This window comes from Achromobacter seleniivolatilans (assembly GCF_030864005.1).
Taxonomy (GTDB): Bacteria; Pseudomonadota; Gammaproteobacteria; order Burkholderiales; family Burkholderiaceae_B; genus Achromobacter; species Achromobacter seleniivolatilans.
Genome location: NZ_CP132976.1, coordinates 1,055,816 through 1,074,958, shown reverse-complemented (window position 1 = coordinate 1,074,958; position 19,143 = coordinate 1,055,816). Strand labels below are relative to the sequence as shown.

Sequence of the window (19,143 nt, the reverse complement as noted above, 5' to 3'; positions counted from 1 at the left end):
TGCATTTTCCGAGCCGATCCGATTTTATAGGATGGCTTCGCTATACCGCAGGATAAATGACAGACCGGCGTTGAAAGTCCCGTTCAAAGCCGAATTTCAATATTTCAAAAATCTGACCATCAGGAGCTGTACCCATGAACATTATCGGCATCGCCGCACATGAAGCGCTGGACAGCCGCGGCAACCCGACCGTTGAGGTGGAAGTCCATGTAGAAGGCGGCGCACGCGGACTGGCCTTGGTGCCATCGGGCGCATCGACCGGACGCCATGAAGCGCTGGAGCGGCGCGATGGAGATCTGAAGCGGTACTTGGGCAAAGGCGTGCTGGGCGCGGTGAGCGCCGTCAATAACGAACTGCGTGACGCACTCTTGGGGCTGGGCGCTGACCAGCAAGCCTTGATCGATCAAACCATGATTGATCTGGACGGCACCCAATACAAAAGCCGGCTGGGCGCCAATGCCATGCTCGGCGTGTCGCTGGCCGTGGCGCATGCCGCTGCCGCCAGCCGCCGCCTGCCCCTGTGGCAGCATCTGGGCGGCGTGCAGGCCCAGGTGCTGCCGGTGCCCATGATCAACATCATCAACGGCGGCGCGCATGCCGACAATCCGCTGGATTTCCAGGAATTCATGATCCTGCCCGTAGGCGCAGACTCTTTTGCCGAAGCCATCCGCATGGGCGCGGAAGTCTTTCACACGCTGCGCGGCGCACTGCTAGCCGCTGGTCACAGTGTCAACGTCGGCGACGAAGGCGGCTTTGCGCCTGTACTGCGCACCGCGCCTGAAGCCTTGGACTTCATCATGGCGGCCATCGAGCAAACCGGCTTGCGGCCAGGGGCGGACATTGCGCTGGCGCTGGACCCGGCCGCAAGCGAATTCCATACGGATCAGGGCTACCGCTATCAAGGCGAGGGCTTGTTGCGCAGCGCCGGACAACAGGTGGAGTATCTGGCGGAACTTGCGCGCGCCTATCCTATCGTGTCGATCGAAGATGGCATGGCCGAAGACGATCACACGGGCTGGCAGACCTTGGGAACCCGCCTGGGCAAGTCCTGCCAACTCGTTGGCGACGATGTGTTCTGCACCAATCCAGATCTATTTGAAGCCGGCATCGCCCAAGACATTGCCAACGCCATCCTGGTCAAGGTCAACCAGATCGGCACCGTCAGCGAAACCCTGCGCGTGCTGCGCATGGCGCGTGGCGCGAGTTATGGCGTGGTCATGTCGCATCGCTCGGGGGAAACGGAAGACACCAGCATCGCCGATCTGGCGGTGGCGGCCAATTGCGGAATGATCAAGACCGGATCGCTGTCGCGAGCCGACCGCACCGCCAAATACAACCGGCTGCTGCGTATTGAACGCGAACTGGGCAGCGCGGCAGTGTATGCAGGGCATAACGCGCTGCGCCATAGTCAGCAGGCCGGATGACGCCGCTGGCAACGCATCAGGATGCCCCGCCACCCGGCCGGCTGCGGTAATACCAGTTCAGCAACGGTGATGCTGATACCCCATGCGCCAGCACCGAACCGGCAATAGCCGCCAGCAGCACGGGCGCCAGCAATTGCGTGACGTCACGCGGCGCCTGCTCCATTGCCAGCAACAGGTAGTAGAACGTTCCGACGCCCCGTATCCCCAGCCAACCCGCCAGCCATCGCTGGCGGCGGTCCGTGGCCGAACCCGCCAGGGCCAGCATGACGCTCACGGGGCGGACGGCCACGAAAAGGACGGCGGTGGCGATCAGCGGCGTCCAGCCCAACATATCGCGCCAATACGCCGACACAACACAGCCGATGATCAGCATCAGCGCCAGTTCGACAAAGCGTTCAAGGCCAACGGACGTGGCCATCATCGACTCGGCCAGATGGGCGTGGGCCAGCTCAGGATCTTGCGAGCTTTCTTCGTGGTCGGCGGGCGTCACGTCTTGCACGGCCGCCCGAGGGCTGCGGGCGTTTCCCGTGGCGCGCAGCTCTTGCTGCCGCAGCGCCACGCCCGCGCAGAACACCGCCAGGAAGCCAAAACCGTGCACCAACAGCGTCGCGCCGTAGCACAGCGCGATCAGCCCCAACGACAAGAATTCGTCCAAACCCAGAGCGTTGCCATATCGAATGCGCAGTGTGGCGAACAGGCGTTCGCTAAAAGTGCCCATCAGCCAGCCAATGGCAATGGCGACCGCGACGCCCCAGACCAATGTGCCCGCCAGCGTCCAGGGCGCGTCGAGTCCGCCCGGCCCGGCGTTGCATAGAGCAATGCCCAGCACCACAAAGGGAAACGCCGCGCCGTCATTGGCGCCGCCCTCGCCCGACAGGGCAAAGCGCAGCGGCTCATCATCGCCCGCCTCGCGGGGACGCAATTCATTGGCCAGCACCGGGTCGGTAGGCGCCAAGGCCGCAGCCAGCAACACGGACGGTCCCCACGCCAAGCCCAGCGCAAAGTGGCCCACTGCGGTCATCAATCCGATGGTCAGCATCATGGCGGGCGCCGCCAGACGCAGGGGCAGCCGCCACAAAGGGTGGCCGCAAGCCGCCCGCAAGTGCATGCCGATGGCAAACAGCGATATGGGCAGCGCCGCTTCGGTAATCAGGCGCAGCACGTGACGATCTTCAAACAGGTCCAAACGGATCAGACCGAAGCCTGCGGGTCCGATCACGAATCCAACCGCCAGATACACCATGGCGCCAGTCATTGGCAGCGCGTCGATAAAGCGCTTGGCAAGCGCCATCAAGACGAACAGCGCGCCTATCAGTAAGAACCAGATTGCCTCGATGTTCACGTTCGGCCTCCGCCGGACCCTACTCGCCCAGGAACTCCGACACGGCTTCCAGTCCTTCTATGTGATCGGCCACCACCTTCGCAATGAAGGCCAGTGGCACCGACAGCAGCGTCCCCCAAATACCCCAAAGCCAGGTAAACAACAGCAGCAGCATGAACACAGCCACGGCATTCATCTTGGCGATGCGGCCAGACATCCAGGTCGTCACCACCACGCCGATCAACAAGGCGATGGCAACCGAACTGGCCGCCACCGCCAGCGCCGGTCCGATCTCGCCGAACTGCACCAACGCCGCCAGCCCGGTCCCCACCGCGGTCAGCAGCGGGCCAAAGTACGGAATGATGTGCAGCGCGCCTGCCACAATGGCCCACGTGGCTGCGTTTTCCAGACCCAGAAGCCGGAACACGATCCAAGACAGCACGCCCAGCACAACGTTGGTGACCAGCATCATCGCCATGTACATGTGAATCGAGCTGTTGATCTGGTCCAGCATGTGCACGCTGATCTTTTTCTGCGACAAGGTCTTGCCCGCGACTTTCACGAACTTGCGCTTGAAGGCATTGCCGGACAGCAACAGGAAAAACACCAGAAACACGCCCATGGTCGCTTGCCCGATGAAGGCCGCGACGCCTTTGGACCCCCATAACAGGAAGTCGCTCAGGCCCGAATCAGACTTGGCCACGACCACCTGCCGCCCCGCGTCAGCGCCGCCGCTGTCTTGAAACACGCTGGCCGCGCCCTTGATCCGTTCAACCAACGAACCGTCGCCGCTGGTGAAACCCCCAAGCGTGCGGGATATCTTGCCGGAAATTTCGGGCAGCGCTTGGACGATGGCGCTGATCTGTTCGCGCGTCGCATAGGCCAATCCGACCGCCACCACGGCAATAACAAACATCAGGATCAGGATGCCGACTGCGCGCGGCAGGCGGATGCGTTCCATCAAGGTGACAGCCGGGTCCAGCGCATAGGCCACAACAATGGCCATCACAACCGGCACGATAAATTCCTGCGCCAGCTTCAGCGAAAACAGCACGGCCAACACTGTCAGCGTGGTCAGGCAGGCGCCGCGCGCCCACACATAGGGCACGTCAGGCGCGGGTTCAGGGATTAAACCGGCATCCTGAACGGTGACCTTTTCTTCCGGCGGCGCTGCCCCAACCGACGTAGCCTGATTTTCTTCTGGCGTCGTGACCGCCGGTGTCGCGCTTTCCATGCTGCCCCCCAGACATTCAATTTTTGAATGCGGTCAGCAAGTGTCGTGCCTGAATGTTCAGATGCCCTTTAACCGCCCACAGCCAGCAGTCCAGCCTGGCCATCGTGCTGACGCTGGGCGCGTTCCAGAATGAACTCGATCAGCATTGATATCGCTCTGGGATGATGCCTATTGGGCATATACAGCATGTACATGCCGCGACCGAAGATGCTCAAGCGCCACTCGGTCAGCGCCGGCAGCAGCTCGCCGCGCGCAATGTCGTCATGCACGACATAGTCGGGCACCACCCCCACGCCCAGCCCGGCGCGGATCGCATCGCGCAGGAACGCATAATTGCGCGAGATGACGGTGGGTTGCAAGACCACATGCTGGCGCGGCTGCCCCCCGTAATAAGCGGACAGCCGCAGCGGCCGGCCAATCACGGCGGCGCTGATGACCGGTGTTTGGGTCAGGTCTTCGGGACGCAAGGGCAAACCCCGGCGCTCGGCGTAGTCTCTTGATGCGCATGCTACATAACCCACCTGGCCCAACTCGCGCGCCACCAGATTCTGCGGCGGGTCGGACATGATGCGCACCGCGATATCCACTTCATCGCGCAGCAGATCGTCCACGCTGTTCTCAAACAGCACATCCAGCACGATATCCGGGTAGGCCTGCTTGAATTCCAGCAGCCACGGCGTCATCACGAACTGCCCGTAGCCGCTTGGCACGCTCAACCGCACCTTGCCCTGCGGCGTTTTGCCCAGGGAGTCGACCGACTCCCGGGCGGCCACCAGCTCGTCCTGAATGCTGCGCCCATGTTGATACAGCTTCAGCCCGATCTCCGTGGGTTCAACATGGCGGGTCGTGCGGCGCACCAGTTGCATGCCCACCGAACGTTCCAGCTGACTCAGGTGGTAGCTGACGTTGGCGCGCGTCATCTTCAGCCGCCGCGCGGCCTCGCTCAAATTGCCTGCGTCCAGGATCTCGACCAGCATCGTCAGGGACTTGGTATCCATATCGGCTCTCCTCCGACGGCATTGTCAAATTTTATTTACCGCAATGTCAATTCCTGATGCCATTGTCAAGACATCTTTACTAGGAAAGAATAAAGCAATAAGCAGACGAGCCGTTCCTGGCTTGCCAGGCGCCGCCCACGCGGACGCCCAACCGGAGACAACGTTCCATGACGGACCACACCAACGCCGGCGCTGCCCACGCGCGCCGCGACGAAGATATTCTGGTCATCACCATCGACCACCCTCCCGTCAATGCACTGAGCGCCGACGTGCGCCGCGATCTGTCCGCCGCTGTTGATGCCGCGCAGTCCGATCCACTCGTGCGCGCCATTCTGCTGGTGGGCGCCGGCAAGAATTTCATCGCAGGCGCGGATATCCGCGAATTCGGCAAACCGCCCAAGGCGCCGATCCTGCCCGACGTCTGCAACCAGATTGAAGCCAGCCAGAAGCCTGTGGTGGCCGTGCTGCACGGCGCGGCCCTGGGCGGTGGACTGGAAATTGCCCTGGCCGCGCACTATCGCATCGCGCTGGCCAGCGCCAAGCTGGGGCTGCCCGAAGTCAATCTGGGCCTGCTGCCCGGCGCGGGCGGCACACAACGCACGCCGCGTCTGATCGGCGCGGCAGCCGCGCTGGATTTGATGTTGTCGGGCAAGCACCTGTCCGCCGACGCCGCGCTGAAAGCGGGCCTGGTGGACACCATCGGCGAAGGAAGCGACGCCTTGAGCGCTGGCCTGACCTATACCCGGCAGTTATTGGCGCAAGGCGCGGCCCCTCGCCGCAGCCGGGATGCGACCGCGGCGCTGGCCGACCGCGCCGCCGCCTTGGCCGAGGCCGCCGCCGCTGGCGAACACGTCGCCAAAACCTTGCGCGGCCTGTACTCGCCCGCCAAGATTGTCGAGGCAGTGCGTGCCGCCATCGAACAACCCTTTGATGAGGGGCTGCGCACCGAGCGCGCCCTGTTTCTGCAATGTCTGGACAGCCCCCAACGGGCCGGGCTGGTACATGCTTTTTTCGCAGAACGCGAGACCACCAAAATTCCCGAACTGAAAGAAGGCAAAGCCCGCCGGCTGGACAGCGTGGGCGTGGTTGGCGGCGGCACCATGGGCGCGGGCATCGCCGTGTCGGTGCTGGACGCCGGGCTGCCTGTGGTGATGGTTGAACAAGACGACGCCGCGCTGGAACGCGGACGCGCCCGTATCACGCAGGTCTATGACCTGCTGGTCAAGAAAGGCCGGATCAGCGCTGACGAACGCGATGCGCGTCTGGCGCGCTTTACCGGCGCCACCAGCTACGACGCGCTGGACAATGCCGACCTGATCATCGAAGCCGTGTTTGAGGACATGGACGTGAAACTGGGCGTGTTTGCGCAGCTGGACCGGGTCGCCAAGCCCGGCGCGGTGCTGGCCACCAACACGTCTTACCTGGATGTGGACCGCATCGCCACCGCCACGCGCGGGCCTGCGGATGTATTGGGCCTGCACTTTTTCTCGCCCGCCAACATCATGAAGCTGCTGGAAGTGGTGGTGGGCGCGCACACCGCGCCTGACACGGTGGCAACAGGTTTCGAACTGGCGCGCCGGCTGCGCAAGACTGCCGTACGCGCCGGGGTATGCGACGGATTCATCGGCAATCGCATCCTGGCCGTGCACCGGCAGGCGGCCGACATGATGATGGAAGACGGCGCATCGCCCTATGACATCGACGCGGCCGTGCGCGGCTTCGGCTACCCCATGGGGCCGTACCAAATGGCGGACCTGGCTGGCGGGGATATCGGCTGGGCCACGCGCAAGCGCCGCGCCGCCACCCGCGACCCCGCCGTGCGCTATGTGCAGATTCCCGACTGCTTGTGCGAGCGCGGATGGTTTGGACAAAAGACCGGCCGTGGTTTTTATCTGTACCCCGATGGAGCGCGGCTTGGGACCCAAGACCCGGAAGTGCTGGCCATCATTGACGACGAGCGCACCCGTGCGCGCGTCACACCGCGCGCATTCACGCAGGAAGACATTCAACGCCGCTATCTGGCCGCGATGATCAACGAAGCCGCCAATGTGCTGCATCAAGGCATTGCGTTGCGGCCATCTGATGTGGACGTTGTGTTCCTGTCCGGCTACGGCTTTCCGCGCTATCACGGCGGGCCGATGCACTACGCCGACAGCGTCGGCCTGGGCAGCGTACTGGCCGATATCCGCGCCTGCGCCAAAGAAGACCCGGCGTTCTGGAAACCATCGCCGCTGCTGGTGCAACTGGTTGAATCCGGCCGCAATTTCGCCAGCCTGAACGCGGCCTGATCCGCCCCCTCTTTGACAGGAATCCATCATGCGTGAAGCCGTAATTGTTTCCACCGCCCGCACCCCCATCACCAAAGCCGGACGCGGCGAGTTCAACCTGATCGCCGGGCCGACGCTGGCCGCCCACGCCGTGCGCGCCGCTGTCGACCGCGCCGGGCTAGACCCGGCGCTGATCGAAGACGCCTTTATCGGCTGCGGTTATCCCGAGGGCGCCACGGGCCGCAACATTGGTCGCCAGGCCGTCATCCGCGCTGGCCTGCCTGTCAGCGTGGGCGGCGCAACCGTCAACCGCTACTGCGCATCCGGCCTGCAAGCCATTGCGTCGGCCGCCAGCCGAATCGTGATGGACGGCGCGCCCGCCGTGATCGCAGGCGGCGTTGAGTTGGTGTCGCAAATTCGAACCCGCGACGACGGCGTCAGCGGCATGGACCCCTGGATTCTGGCCAACAAGCCCGAGCTGTACCTGCCCATGATCGAGACCGCCGATATCGTGGCCGCCCGCTACGGCATCAGCCGCGAAGCCCAGGACCGTTTTGCTGCGCAAAGCCAGGCACGCACCGAGGCCGCTCAAGCCGCCGGCCGCTACCGTGAAGAGATCATTGCCGTCACCACCACCATGTCCGTCACGGACCGCGCCACAGGCGCCGTCACTGAACGCGAAGTCACGGTCGACAAAGACACCTGCAACCGCCCTGGCACCACCTATGAAGCGCTGGCCGGACTGGCGCCCGTGCGTGGCCCAGGGCAATTCGTGACGGCCGGCAATGCGTCGCAACTGTCCGACGGCGCCGCAGCTTGCGTGTTGATGGAAGCGTCCGAAGCCCAGCGCGCCGGTATCCGTCCGCTGGGCGCATTCCGCGGCCTGGCGATTGCCGGGTGCGAACCCGATGAGATGGGCATTGGCCCCGTCTATGCCGTGCCCAAGCTCTTGGCGCGCCACGGCTTGAAAGTGCAAGACATTGACCTGTGGGAACTCAACGAGGCCTTTGCTTCGCAAGCCCTGTATTGCCAGGAAAAACTGGGCATCCCTATGGACCGCCTGAACGTGGACGGCGGCGCTATTGCGCTGGGCCATCCGTTTGGCGTCACGGGCGCGCGCCTGGCTGGGCATGTACTGATCGAAGGCCGCCGCCGTGGCGCCCGCTATGCCGTGGTCACGATGTGCGTGGGCGGCGGAATGGGCGCTGCCGGCCTGTTTGAAATTTACTAAGGACCGACATGGACCTGGAATTCACCCCTGAAGAAAACGCCTTTCGCGACGACGTACGCGCCTTTCTGGCGGCCAAGCTGCCCGAGCGCCTGTCCGCCAAGGTCATTCAAGGCAAGCTGCTGACCCGCGCCGACATGACCGAGTGGCACGCCATTCTTAATCAGCAAGGCTGGCTGGCCAGCCACTGGCCCGAGGAATACGGCGGCACAGGCTGGAGCGCCACGCAGAAGTTCATTTTTGACAATGAATGCGCGCTGGCCGCCGCCCCGCGTATCGTGCCATTTGGCCTGAGCATGCTGGGCCCGGTGCTGATCAAATACGGCAACGAAGCGCAGCGCCGTCATTGGTTGCCGCGCATTCTGGACGGATCGGACTGGTGGTGCCAGGGGTATTCCGAACCGGGCGCGGGTTCCGATCTGGCTGCGGTCAAAACCACGGCCGTGCGCGATGGCGACAGCTACATCGTCAACGGCCAGAAGACCTGGACCACGCTGGGCCAGTACGCCAACATGATCTTCTGCCTGGTGCGGACCTCGCAGGAAGGCAGGCGCCAGGAAGGCATCAGCTTCCTGCTGATCGACATGAACAGCCCCGGCATCGAAGTGCGCCCCATCATCACGCTGGATGGCGAACACGAAGTCAATGAAGTGTTCTTCTCGGATGTGCGCGTGCCGGTGGCAAACCTGGTGGGCGAAGAAAACCGCGGCTGGACCTGCGCCAAATATCTGCTGACCTACGAGCGCACCAACATCGCGGGCGTGGGCCAATCCACGGCTGCGCTTGCGCGCTTGAAGACCGTGGCGTCACGCCAAAAAAAGAATGGCCGCCCGCTCACCGAAGACCCCGATTTCGCGGCACGGCTGGCGCGCGTTGAAATCGAACTGGCCAATATGCGCACCACCAATCTGCGCGTGGTCGCCGCCGTGGCCGGTGGCGGCGCGCCGGGCGCCGAAAGCTCAATGCTGAAAATTCGCGGCACGCAGATCCGTCAGGAAATCACCGCTTTGAACCGCCGCGCCATGGGGCCCTACGCGCGGCCTTTCGTGCCAGAAGCCCTGCACGACGGTTACGACGCTCCGCCCATCGGCCCGGAAGGCGCTGAAAGCGCGGCGGCGCAGTACTTCAACAACCGCAAGCTGTCGATCTTTGGCGGCTCCAACGAAATTCAGAAGAACATCATCTCGAAGATGATCCTGGGACTGTGAGGGCCGGCCATGAACTTTGAACACACCGAAGACCGGCGCATGCTGTCCGACATGCTGCGCCGCTTTGTCAGCGAACAATACGGCTTTGCCACCCGCGAGCGCCACGCGCAGTCGCCACAAGGCTACAGCGTGGATTTCTGGCGCCGGTACGCAGAACTCGGCGCCATCGGCGCGCTGTTTGCGGAAGCGGATGGGGGCCTGGGCGGCGCAGGATTTGATATTTCGATCGTCTTTGAAGCGCTGGGCCGTGGTCTGGTCGTCGAACCCTTTTTGGACGCCTTGATGGTCGGCAGCGCAATAGCCGCCGCTGGCACACCGGCCCAACGCGAAGCGCTGGACGGGCTGATCGCGGGCGCCATCACCGCCGCGCTGGCCTACGCCGAACCCGAATCCGGCTACGACCTGGCCCACGTGCGCACTCGCGCCGAAGGCACTGCCGACGGCTGGGTGCTCAATGGCGCCAAAGCCGTCGTATCGGCTGGCGAACACGCAGACCTGTTGCTGGTATCGGCGCGCACGGCGGGCGCGGATGACAGCGAGGCGGGGATCAGCCTGTTCCTGGTCAGCGCAGACTCGCCCGGCTTGTCGGCACGCGGCTACGGCCTGATCGACGGCGGCCGCGCAGCCGAACTGACCTTCAGCAACGTCAAACTCGGCCCAGAAAGCTTGTTGGGACCTGCGGGCGAGGGTTATGCCCTGCTGGAACGCGCCACCGGCCGCGGCATTCTGGCCTTGTGCGCGGAAGCCGTGGGCGCCATGGACTGCGCCCGCGACGCCACCTTGGAATATCTGCGCACCCGGCGGCAATTCGGCACGCCTATCGGCAGCTTTCAAGCGCTGCAACATCGCATGGCCGATGTGCTGCTAGAGATCGAACAAGCGCGTTCGGCCGTCATCAACGCCGCCGCCGCCGTGGACCATCCTGACCGCGCCATACGCGAACGCGCGCTGTCCGCCGCCAAATTCACCATCGGGCGTATTGGCACGCTGGTGGCCGAAGAAAGCATCCAGTTGCACGGCGGTATCGGCATGACCTGGGAATTGCCATTGGCGCATTACGCCAAGCGCCTGGTCATGATCGATCACCAACTGGGCGACGAAGACCACCACCTGCGCCGCTATATTGCGCTGGGGCAAGCTTGAACAGAAGGATCACGGACATGACGCCGGTCTATTTTCCCCCGCCCCAATCTCCGCCATTTTCCGCGCCCTACCCCGTGCGCAGCGCAGCCGACGTGCAACGGCTGCAAGCCCGCCCGCTGGCCGAAACGCTGACGGTGCAGAGCACGTACGAGATCTTCCGCAACTCAGCCGCTGCCTTTGGCGACAAGACGGCGCTGACCTTTCTGCGCACGGCCAACCCGGATGACGAGCCGGTGCGGTGGAGTTACCGCGAACTGCTGGCTGGCATCCACCAAACCGCCAATCTGCTGCACGACCTGGGCGTGCGCCGCGGTGACGCCGTGGGCGTGTTGCTGCCCGGCTGCCTGGAATATCACCTGGCCCTGTGGGGCGGCGAGGCGGCAGGCATCGTGCAACCGCTGAACCCCTTGTTGTCCGAAGACAAGCTGGCGTCGTTGATGACAGCGGCAGGCGCCAAGGTGTTGATCGCCTATGGCTCGGACGCCGAATGCGGCACGTGGTCCAAGGCATTGCGCCTGCGCGAGCGCGTGTCCAGCTTGCACACTCTGTTGCGCGTGGCGCCGCTGGACGAAGCGCTATCGGACCGCCCCGCCCTGCCCGACTACGCGCTGGACTTCAACGCCAACCGCTGCGCCCAGCCTGACGACCGCTTGATCAGCGAGCGCGTCATTCGCGCCGATGACATCGCCGCGTACTTCCACACTGGCGGCACCACGGGCGCCCCCAAGCTGGCCATACACACTCATGCCAATCAGGTCTTCTCGGCGTGGGCGGCGGTGCAGCTGCAAAACGCCGGCCCGGGCGACGTGGTGATCAATGGCTACCCCTTGTTCCACGTGGCCGGTGTGCTGCCCGCATCGTTGGCGGCATTGTCGGCTGGTGTAGAAACCGTCATCCCGACCACCCTGCTGCTGCGCAACCGCGACGTGCTGCGTAACTATTGGCGGCTGGTAGAAAAGCATCGGGCGACTTCGTTGCAAGGCGTGCCCACCATTCTGGCGGCACTCGCGGATACCCCGCTGGCGGGCGCAGACATTTCATCACTGCGCTATTGCCGCACGGGCGCCGCGCCGCTACCCGCAGAGCTTGCGGCACGCTTCAAGCGCCTGTTCGGTCTGCACGTCAACGAAAGCCTGGGCATGACGGAAATGGCGGGTATCTCATCCATCTCGCCCCCCGGGGCCGAGTTCCCGGTGAACTGTGTCGGCTTCCCGCTCCCTTATGTGCAGGTGCGCATTGTGGGGCTGGACATCCCCTTGGGCCAGGCGGCGCGCGACCTGCCTGCCGGCACGGCAGGTATGGTGCTGTTCAAAGCGCCCAACGTCATCCCTGGTTTTCTAGACCCCGAGGACACCGCGCGCGCCTTCACCGAAGACGGCTGGCTGATCAGCGGCGACGTGGGTTTTCTGGACGCCGCCGGCAGGCTCCACCTGCAAGGCCGCGCCAAGGATCTGATCATCCGCGGCGGCCACAACATTGACCCCAAGACCATCGAAGACGCGCTGGCCACGCATCCGGCCGTGCAGCTCTGCGCCGCCGTCGGCGCGCCCGATGCGTATGCAGGCGAGTTGCCGGTAGCCTTTGTCACGCTGACAGAAGGCGCCCAAGCCACCGAGGCCGAACTCGTCGCCTACGCCGCCGCCCATGTGGACGAAGGACCCGCGCGGCCCAAGCGCGTGATTGTGCTGGACAGCATGCCCATGACCAACGTGGGCAAGATCTACAAACCCGATTTGCGCCGTCTGGCGACCGCTGTGTCGGTCCAGGCCGTGGTGGCGCACACCCTGCAAGACGCTGGCATTGCGGAAGACGCAACACTCTTTCGCGTGCTGGCCGATGCGCAACCGGATGTCGCCGTAGAAGCGGTCGCCGGTGTGCCAGTGGCGCTTAAGGACCGCATGCGCGAAGCGCTGGCGCGCCTGCCGGTCAAGGTCGCGCTACGCGACTGAGCCGCTGGCTGTAAGAAGACCCATAACAAACCACAACACCACCATCTGGAGACAAACCCCATGGCCAAGATGCCTCTGCGCCGCGCCTGCCTGGGCGCCCTGCTGTTCGCCACGGCAGGCATTGCGCTGCCGTTCACTGCAAGCGCCCAAAACGCCTTTCCGACCAAACCCATCACGCTGATCGTGCCGTTCCCGGCAGGCGGCTCTACCGATCGTCACATGCGTATCGTGGCGCAGGACGCCTCCAAATACCTGGGCCAGCCCGTCATCGTGGAAAACCGGCCGGGCGCGGGTGGCACCTTGGGCACCGCCACCATGGCCAGAACCGCAAAGCCGGACGGTTACACGATCAGCCTGTACACGCTGGCCATGCTGCGCATGCCTTACATGCAGAAAAGCAGCTGGGACCCCATCAAAGACTTCAGTTTCATCATCGGGCTATCGGGCTACACCTTCGGCTTCACGGTCCGTTCCGACTCGCCGTACAAAACCTTCAACGAATACATCGAGGCCGCGCGCAAGGCGCCGGGCACCATCGACTACGGCTCCACCGGCATCGGCTCATCGCCGCACCTGCTGATCGAAGAGATTGCCATCAATGCGAAGGTGAAACTGAACCACGTGCCATTCAAGGGCAATGCGGACATGCAGCAGGCGCTGCTGGGCGGCCACGTCATGGCGCAAAGCGACGCCACCGGTTGGGATCAGTTTGTGGATTCCGGCAAGATGCGCCTGCTGGTCACATTCGGCGAAAAGCGCACGACGCGCTGGCCCGACGTGCCCACTGCGCAGGAGCTGGGCTACAAGGTCGTGTCCACGTCGCCCTATGGTCTGGCAGGCCCCAAAGGCATGGACCCCGCAGTCGTAAAGACGCTGCATGACGCGTTCAAAAAGGCCTTGTTCGATCCGGCCAGCATGGACACCATGAAGCAGCTGAATCAGGAACCGGCCTACCGCAACAGTCAGGACTACCAAGCCTGGGCGCAGGCCACCTACATCAAGGAAAAGGGCCTGATCGAGTCTCTGGGATTAATGGCCAAAGACTGAACGCTGTCTTTACGCTCCGGCCGCGTCCTGTATCGTCTGAAAGCAACATTGGCGGGCGATACGCGTGGCCGGGCTGACGCTGCGGCCACGCAAGGTCACAAAGGCGAAGTGCGCTTGAACATTGAAGTCCTGCGGCGCGGGGAGTTGCAGCAGGCGATTCAATTTCGTCAATGCGCGCGCCGATGCCAGCACGCCCAGATACAAGGCGTCTGAGCGTTCAACGATGTCGAGCAGATACGAAATGTCCTCGCATTCCATGTGCAGGTCAAAACCCCCGGGCGCCGCCGCCCCTGCCAGCCGGCGCCGTATCTCGGGGCTTAGGCCTGTCGACACAATCGGGTAGCGCAACACGTCCGCCAGCGCCGGCTGGGCCTGCCCGGCCAGCGGATGCCCAAGACGGCAGATAAAACCCGATGACAGGGCGGGCATCGGCGCCACTTCCAGGTCTTCGTCGTTATCCAGCGTCCGAACATGAACGACCAGCGCATCCAGCACGCGCTCGCGCAGGCTGACCAGCAGGGATTCCGTCGGCCCGCGCGACAGCTTGACTCGCAGCTTTGGATACTGATCCATCAAGTGCTGCATCAACGGCACACTAAGCAGCGCGCTGGGCGCCGCCCCCAGCCCCAGCCGGATCGCGCCGGTTTCGCCCTGGGCCAGCATTTCAGCTTCACGTCGAATTTCCTCGACTTCGGCCAGGACCCGGCGCGCCCGCTGCCCGACCAGACGTCCCAACGGCGTCGGCTCGTTGCGCTTACCGATGCGGTCCACCAGCGATGCGCCAAGCTCGCCCTCAAGCAATTGAATGCTGCGGCTAAAGGCAGGCTGCGACAAATGCAGCATTTCCGCGGCGCGGGTGAAAGAGCCCGTTTCAAGTAGCGCGACCAGATGGGCAAGCTGCGGCAAAGTCATGGTGTGGTTCCCTGGGCGCACGTGACATTAATCATGCGTAAAACGCATTGTAATCAGCCAATCAATCGATTGGACAGATGACACAGCGGCTTCTAGCATCGGGTCCAGCACTCAGATCACAAGGGGAATGCCCATGAAAAAAATCCTGATGTTTGCCGCCGCCGCCCTGTTGACCGGGCTGGGCGCGGGCGCCTCACAGGCGCAGAACTATCCCGCCAAACCCGTATCTTTGCTGGTGCCCTACCCGGCGGGCGCCGCCAGCGACATTACGGCCCGGGCGCTACAGGCGTCGATGTCGCAGTCCTTGGGCGCGCCTGTCGTGGTGGAAAACCTGGGCGGGGCCAACGGCGCGCTGGGAGCCAACCGCGTTTTGAGCGCCAAGGCCGATGGCTATTACCTGTTTCAAGGTTCGCCCAACGAGCTGATCCTGGCCGGGCTGACCAACAAGGCCGTCACCTACCGCCCGCAGGAATTCCAGTTTGTAGCGCCGGTTGCCACCTCGCCTTATGTGGTGGTGACGCGCGCTGACTTGGGCGCAGGCAATGTCGACGATTTGATCGCCATGGCGCGCCAGCGCAGCGTGCCGCTGACTTACGGTTCGGGCGGCGCGGGGTCGATGATCCATCTGATTACCGAAGCCTTGGCACAGCGCACCGGCATCAAGCTCACGCACATTCCCTATCGCGGCGGCGCGCCGCTGATCACGGATATGGCGGGCGGGCAGATCGATTTCGCCATCATGCCGTACCAGGCCAACTACGAAGATCTGCGTCGCGAGGGCCGTCTGAAGATCATCGGCACCTTGAACCGTGAACGCTTGAAGGCGCTGCCAGACGTGCCTAGCGTGCAGGAAAGCGCAGGACTGAAAGACTTCAACTACACGATCTGGACCGCCTATCTGGTCAAGCAAGGCACGCCTGCGCACATCGTGCAGAAACTGCACGATGCCGTGCAAGCGTCGCTGCTGGACCCCGCGGCACGCAAGACCCTGGAAGCCCAGGGAAAGATTCTGTTCCCGCCGCAGTCGCTCGCTGAAGGCGAGGCCTTCTACACCGAACAGACCGCCAGTCTGGCCGAGCTGGTCCGGCAAAGCGGCTTCCGCGGGGAATAGGCGCGCCCTAGTGCAACCCCTGCCCGCCCCTGGCCCACCCACGCATCCCGGAATACCTACATGTCCCACGCCATCCAGCCCGTACTTGATCACCTGGCCGCACGCCAGCCGCAAATCGAAGCCTGGCTCAACACCTTTTTGCGCATTCCCAGCGTCAGCGCCGATCCGGCCTACGCGCCCTCCATGGCCGAAGCGCGCCGCTTTCTGTGTGAACGGTTGCGCAGTGCGGGCCTGCGCCAAGTGCAAGAACTGGATGGCGGCGGCGAGCCAGCGATATATGGCGAGTGGACCGGCGCGCCCGGCCGGCCAACGCTGCTGATCTATGGGCATTACGACGTGCAACCCGCCGATCCGCTCGAACTATGGCGCACACCGCCGTTCGAGCCCACGCAAGTGGGCGACCGGCTCTATGCTCGCGGCGCGTCCGACGTCAAAGGATCGACCACCATCGCGCTTGAAGTGGTGTTTGCCTATCTGGCGGCGGTTCAGGCCTGCCCGGTCAACATCAAAGTGTTCATTGAAGGCGAAGAGGAAACTGGCAGCCCTTCCTTGCGCCCCCTCATCGAGCGCTACCGTTCACTACTGACGGCAGACGCGGTGCTGTCGGCCGATGGCGGCCGTGCAAGCGCTGTCGTATCCACCATCAACACCGGCGCACGCGGCCACGCCGCGCTGGAAATCAAGCTGCGCACCGCCGCCAAGGATCTGCACTCCGGCCGGTACGGCGGTGGCGTACGCAACGCCTTGCACGACATGGCGGCGCTGCTTGCGTCGCTGCATAGAGAAGATGGCAGCGTCGCGGTGGACGGCTTTCACGCGGGCGCCCAACCGCCCACGCCACGCCAGCGCTCGGACACCGCGGCATTTCCGTATGACGAAGCCGCGTTCTTTTCGGACGTGGCAGGCGCCTCCCATGGCGAACCGGGCTACAGCCCGCGCGAACGGATCACACTGCGCCCTGCCCTGGACGTGAACGGCATGTGGGGCGGGTACACGGGTGCGGGCACCAAAACCATCATTCCATGCGAAGCCTCCGCCAAATTGACGGCGCGCATTGTTGAAGGCCAGGACCCCGCGCAGGTCATTCACTCCGTATTGGCCCATTTGCAAGCCGCATGCCCGCCAGGTTGCGACTTGGAGGTCACGGCGCTGAACACCGGCTCTCCCGCCGCCACCCTGCGACCGGACCACCCGCTGGTCACCGCCGCCGAAACCGTGCTGCAACAGTCATCGGACAGCAAACCGATACACGTGCGGCTGGGCGCCAGCGTGCCCATCACATCAGTCTTCAAGGAGACGCTGGGCATCGACACGCTGATGTTCGGCTACAACCTGCCCGATGAAGACGTGCACGCGCCGAACGAATTTTTCCGGCTGTCATCCATTCCGCAAGGTTTGCAAGCCTGGACACGCCTGCTGCACGAACTGGGCAACTGCCACTCATCCTCTTTTCACAGGGGCTGACGGCATCAGCGAAAGCCGGACAATCGGCCAGCGAGCAATTTGAATACCTGTTTTGTATTCAAAAAATGTTTGTCTTTCCTGTTCGGCTTTTTGCTAGACTGACTGCCCGATGGTTTTTTCCCCTCCGGCAGCCGTTGCCGCGTCCCATGACCCAGGAAGTACAGCCAGACCCCAGCGCCGATGACATTGCCAAGGAAGTGGCAGCCGCTATCGTGGCGCACAAGCTTCCGCCGGGCACCCGGCTGCGTGAAGAAGCCCTGGCTCGGGTGTACAAGGTCAGCCGCACCAAGATCCGTGCGGCGCTCTTGATGCTGTCCAAGGACAAGCTGATCAATATCGTTCCCGACAAGGGCGCATTTGTCAGCAAACCCGACGCCAACGAGGCCCGCGAGGTCTATACGGTGCGCCGCATTCTGGAAGCCGCGCTGGCCAAGGAATTCGTGGCGCGCGCCACCCACGCCGACTACCGCCGGATTGACGCCCATCTGGCTGACGAGCGCCGCGCGCTGGAAAGCGGCGACGTGCAGACGCGCAATCATCTGCTGGGACACTTCCATATCCTGCTGGCGGAAGCCGTGGGGAATTCGGTCCTGACGGGCATGCTGCGCGAACTGTCTGCTCGCAGCGCCGTAATCACCGTGCTGTATCAAAGCTCGCACGACGCCAGTTGCTCATCGCAGGAGCATCACGCATTCATCGAAGCTGCCCGCGCGGGCGACACCGACCGCGCTTGCGCGCTGATGGACGAGCACCTGGAACACGTGCAAACGGCGCTGAATTTCACGGATGATGCTCAGGCGGGCGGCGATCTGGTCACCGCGCTGCTCAGCTGATCCGGCAACGCCCCCGCCCGCAGCAGCTGCTCCATGCGCTGCTGCAACCATAGCTCCGTCCCGCTCAACGTGGCGCCTTGCAGCCACAGCGTTCGCACGGAAAGCATGGGCAAAGACAGGCCCGCGCACGGCACCCGCGTAAGCGCGGTGCGAAAGCTTTCGTATTCGGCAATGTTCAGCGGCAGAATCGCCCAGCCCAAGCCGTCCGCCACCATACCCGCAATGCTGTAGAAGCTGTCGGTGCGCCACACCGTGGGACTCAACACCACATCGTCCACCCCGTCCATCTGCATGACCAGTTGCCGGTAGCGTGCCAGGTCCTTGCGCGTCACCTCCGGCAACTTCGCCAGCGGGTGCGCCGCCGCCACAAAAATACCTTGCGCCACGTTGCCCAGATAACGGTGCGCGAAGGCGCTGCCGGGTTCACCCCGGTCAAAGTGAAAGGCGATTCTGGCCCGCCCCTGCTGCACATAATCGGCGACTTCCGTTGCCGTGCCGTTCAGCTGGGTCAGTTCCAGCGCCGGAAAGCGGCCGGCTAATTCGCTCACCAAAGCGCCCAGCACCAGATACGGCAGGGCTTCATCTAGCGCAATCGACAGCCGGGCGTCCTGCCCGCCGGCAAACGATAAGGCGCGCTGGTTCAAGCCACCGGCCTGGCGTAATAGCTCGCGTGCTTCTTGCAGCATCACTTCGCCTGCAGGGGTCAGCGTGGCGTTGCGGCGCGACCTGTCGAACAACTCCACGCCCAGATCCGCTTCCAACAGCCCCACGGATGTGCTGACGGCGGACTGCGCGCGGCCCAACTGACGGGCGGCGGCCGAAAACGAGCCCGCGTCGGCTGCGGCGACAAATTGCCGAAGCTGATCCAAGGTCCATTGCATATGGGACTCCATCCAAACCAAGCGGTGTTTTATCCATCTATTTTATAGATGGAATCAAACTTTATATGGCAAATATATAGATAGATAATGCCACGCCTGACGTTCAAGCGCCTTTCTTACCCG

The 19,143-nt window shown here is 63.7% G+C and carries 15 protein-coding genes; 10 read left to right on the top strand and 5 right to left on the bottom strand.

Annotation, left to right across the window (positions count from 1 at the left end; translation table 11 throughout):
- Nucleotides 1-134: 134 nt before the first annotated feature.
- Nucleotides 135-1,424: a phosphopyruvate hydratase gene (gene eno, locus RAS12_RS04730; protein WP_306945623.1), complete on the top strand. Its 1,290-nt coding sequence runs from the start codon at nt 135-137 to the stop codon at nt 1,422-1,424.
- 16 nt (nt 1,425-1,440) lie between these two features.
- Here eno and RAS12_RS04725 read toward each other — a convergent pair whose 3' ends face one another.
- The 3 genes from RAS12_RS04725 to RAS12_RS04715 all read right to left on the bottom strand — a co-directional run bounded on the left by RAS12_RS04725 (nt 1,441) and on the right by RAS12_RS04715 (nt 4,977).
- Entirely contained in the window at nt 1,441-2,766 is a 1,326-nt protein-coding gene (locus RAS12_RS04725; protein WP_306945620.1) for a cation:proton antiporter, read from the bottom strand.
- A 19-nt stretch (nt 2,767-2,785) separates the two neighbouring features.
- Complete coding sequence (locus RAS12_RS04720; protein WP_306945618.1) at nt 2,786-3,979, bottom strand: AI-2E family transporter; 1,194 nt, start codon at nt 3,977-3,979, stop codon at nt 2,786-2,788.
- Between the two features lie 68 nt (nt 3,980-4,047).
- Nucleotides 4,048-4,977, bottom strand: a complete 930-nt coding sequence (locus RAS12_RS04715; RefSeq protein ID WP_306945616.1) for a LysR family transcriptional regulator — start codon at nt 4,975-4,977, stop codon at nt 4,048-4,050.
- Nucleotides 4,978-5,144: 167 nt separating this feature from the next.
- Here RAS12_RS04715 and RAS12_RS04710 point away from each other — a divergent pair, with 167 nt between their 5' ends.
- Genes RAS12_RS04710 through RAS12_RS04685 form a run of 6 tightly spaced genes read left to right on the top strand, consistent with a single transcriptional unit; the run spans nt 5,145 to nt 13,819 of the window.
- Nucleotides 5,145-7,265 (top strand): 3-hydroxyacyl-CoA dehydrogenase NAD-binding domain-containing protein, encoded by a 2,121-nt coding sequence (locus RAS12_RS04710; protein ID WP_306945614.1) that lies wholly within the window; start codon nt 5,145-5,147, stop codon nt 7,263-7,265.
- 28 nt (nt 7,266-7,293) lie between these two features.
- Nucleotides 7,294-8,475, top strand: a complete 1,182-nt coding sequence (locus RAS12_RS04705) for an acetyl-CoA C-acyltransferase (protein WP_306945612.1) — start codon at nt 7,294-7,296, stop codon at nt 8,473-8,475.
- Between the two features lie 8 nt (nt 8,476-8,483).
- A complete protein-coding gene (locus RAS12_RS04700) occupies nt 8,484-9,680 on the top strand; it encodes an acyl-CoA dehydrogenase family protein (RefSeq protein ID WP_306945610.1) in 1,197 nt (398 codons plus the stop codon).
- A 9-nt stretch (nt 9,681-9,689) separates the two neighbouring features.
- Nucleotides 9,690-10,823 (top strand): acyl-CoA dehydrogenase family protein, encoded by a 1,134-nt coding sequence (locus tag RAS12_RS04695; protein ID WP_306945608.1) that lies wholly within the window; start codon nt 9,690-9,692, stop codon nt 10,821-10,823.
- A gap of 17 nt (nt 10,824-10,840) precedes the next feature.
- A complete protein-coding gene (locus tag RAS12_RS04690; RefSeq protein WP_306945606.1) occupies nt 10,841-12,772 on the top strand; it encodes an acyl-CoA synthetase in 1,932 nt (643 codons plus the stop codon).
- A gap of 60 nt (nt 12,773-12,832) precedes the next feature.
- Nucleotides 12,833-13,819 carry a tripartite tricarboxylate transporter substrate binding protein gene (locus RAS12_RS04685; protein WP_306945604.1) on the top strand — a complete coding sequence of 329 codons (987 nt, stop codon included), beginning with the start codon at nt 12,833-12,835 and terminating at the stop codon, nt 13,817-13,819.
- Nucleotides 13,820-13,828: 9 nt separating this feature from the next.
- Here RAS12_RS04685 and RAS12_RS04680 read toward each other — a convergent pair whose 3' ends face one another.
- A complete protein-coding gene (locus RAS12_RS04680; RefSeq protein ID WP_306945602.1) occupies nt 13,829-14,731 on the bottom strand; it encodes a LysR family transcriptional regulator in 903 nt (300 codons plus the stop codon).
- 133 nt (nt 14,732-14,864) lie between these two features.
- On the opposite strand from RAS12_RS04680, the gene RAS12_RS04675 reads away from it, so the two are divergent.
- From RAS12_RS04675 to RAS12_RS04665, 3 genes are all read left to right on the top strand, one after another.
- Nucleotides 14,865-15,842: a Bug family tripartite tricarboxylate transporter substrate binding protein gene (locus RAS12_RS04675; protein WP_306945600.1), complete on the top strand. Its 978-nt coding sequence runs from the start codon at nt 14,865-14,867 to the stop codon at nt 15,840-15,842.
- Nucleotides 15,843-15,902: 60 nt separating this feature from the next.
- Nucleotides 15,903-17,306: a dipeptidase gene (locus tag RAS12_RS04670; RefSeq protein WP_306945598.1), complete on the top strand. Its 1,404-nt coding sequence runs from the start codon at nt 15,903-15,905 to the stop codon at nt 17,304-17,306.
- A 146-nt stretch (nt 17,307-17,452) separates the two neighbouring features.
- The gene (locus RAS12_RS04665; RefSeq protein WP_306945596.1) at nt 17,453-18,139 is read left to right on the top strand and encodes a GntR family transcriptional regulator; all 687 of its coding nucleotides are present in this window, start codon (nt 17,453-17,455) and stop codon (nt 18,137-18,139) included.
- Here RAS12_RS04665 and RAS12_RS04660 read toward each other — a convergent pair.
- Complete coding sequence (locus RAS12_RS04660) at nt 18,100-19,020, bottom strand: LysR family transcriptional regulator (protein ID WP_306945594.1); 921 nt, start codon at nt 19,018-19,020, stop codon at nt 18,100-18,102. The two genes, RAS12_RS04665 and RAS12_RS04660, sit on opposite strands and share 40 nt — an antisense overlap.
- Between the last annotated feature and the right edge of the window lie 123 nt (nt 19,021-19,143).

What these genes read in the sequence shown, in the direction of transcription:
- eno (WP_306945623.1), top strand. Translation starts at nt 135, where the DNA reads ATGAACATTATCGGCATCGCCGCACATGAAGCGCTGGACAGCCGCGGC.
- RAS12_RS04720 (WP_306945618.1), bottom strand. Translation starts at nt 3,979, where the DNA reads ATGGAAAGCGCGACACCGGCGGTCACGACGCCAGAAGAAAATCAGGCT.
- RAS12_RS04715 (WP_306945616.1), bottom strand. Translation starts at nt 4,977, where the DNA reads ATGGATACCAAGTCCCTGACGATGCTGGTCGAGATCCTGGACGCAGGC.
- RAS12_RS04710 (WP_306945614.1), top strand. Translation starts at nt 5,145, where the DNA reads ATGACGGACCACACCAACGCCGGCGCTGCCCACGCGCGCCGCGACGAA.
- RAS12_RS04705 (WP_306945612.1), top strand. Translation starts at nt 7,294, where the DNA reads ATGCGTGAAGCCGTAATTGTTTCCACCGCCCGCACCCCCATCACCAAA.
- RAS12_RS04700 (WP_306945610.1), top strand. Translation starts at nt 8,484, where the DNA reads ATGGACCTGGAATTCACCCCTGAAGAAAACGCCTTTCGCGACGACGTA.
- RAS12_RS04695 (WP_306945608.1), top strand. Translation starts at nt 9,690, where the DNA reads ATGAACTTTGAACACACCGAAGACCGGCGCATGCTGTCCGACATGCTG.
- RAS12_RS04690 (WP_306945606.1), top strand. Translation starts at nt 10,841, where the DNA reads ATGACGCCGGTCTATTTTCCCCCGCCCCAATCTCCGCCATTTTCCGCG.
- RAS12_RS04685 (WP_306945604.1), top strand. Translation starts at nt 12,833, where the DNA reads ATGGCCAAGATGCCTCTGCGCCGCGCCTGCCTGGGCGCCCTGCTGTTC.
- RAS12_RS04680 (WP_306945602.1), bottom strand. Translation starts at nt 14,731, where the DNA reads ATGACTTTGCCGCAGCTTGCCCATCTGGTCGCGCTACTTGAAACGGGC.
- RAS12_RS04675 (WP_306945600.1), top strand. Translation starts at nt 14,865, where the DNA reads ATGAAAAAAATCCTGATGTTTGCCGCCGCCGCCCTGTTGACCGGGCTG.
- RAS12_RS04670 (WP_306945598.1), top strand. Translation starts at nt 15,903, where the DNA reads ATGTCCCACGCCATCCAGCCCGTACTTGATCACCTGGCCGCACGCCAG.
- RAS12_RS04665 (WP_306945596.1), top strand. Translation starts at nt 17,453, where the DNA reads ATGACCCAGGAAGTACAGCCAGACCCCAGCGCCGATGACATTGCCAAG.
- RAS12_RS04660 (WP_306945594.1), bottom strand. Translation starts at nt 19,020, where the DNA reads ATGCAATGGACCTTGGATCAGCTTCGGCAATTTGTCGCCGCAGCCGAC.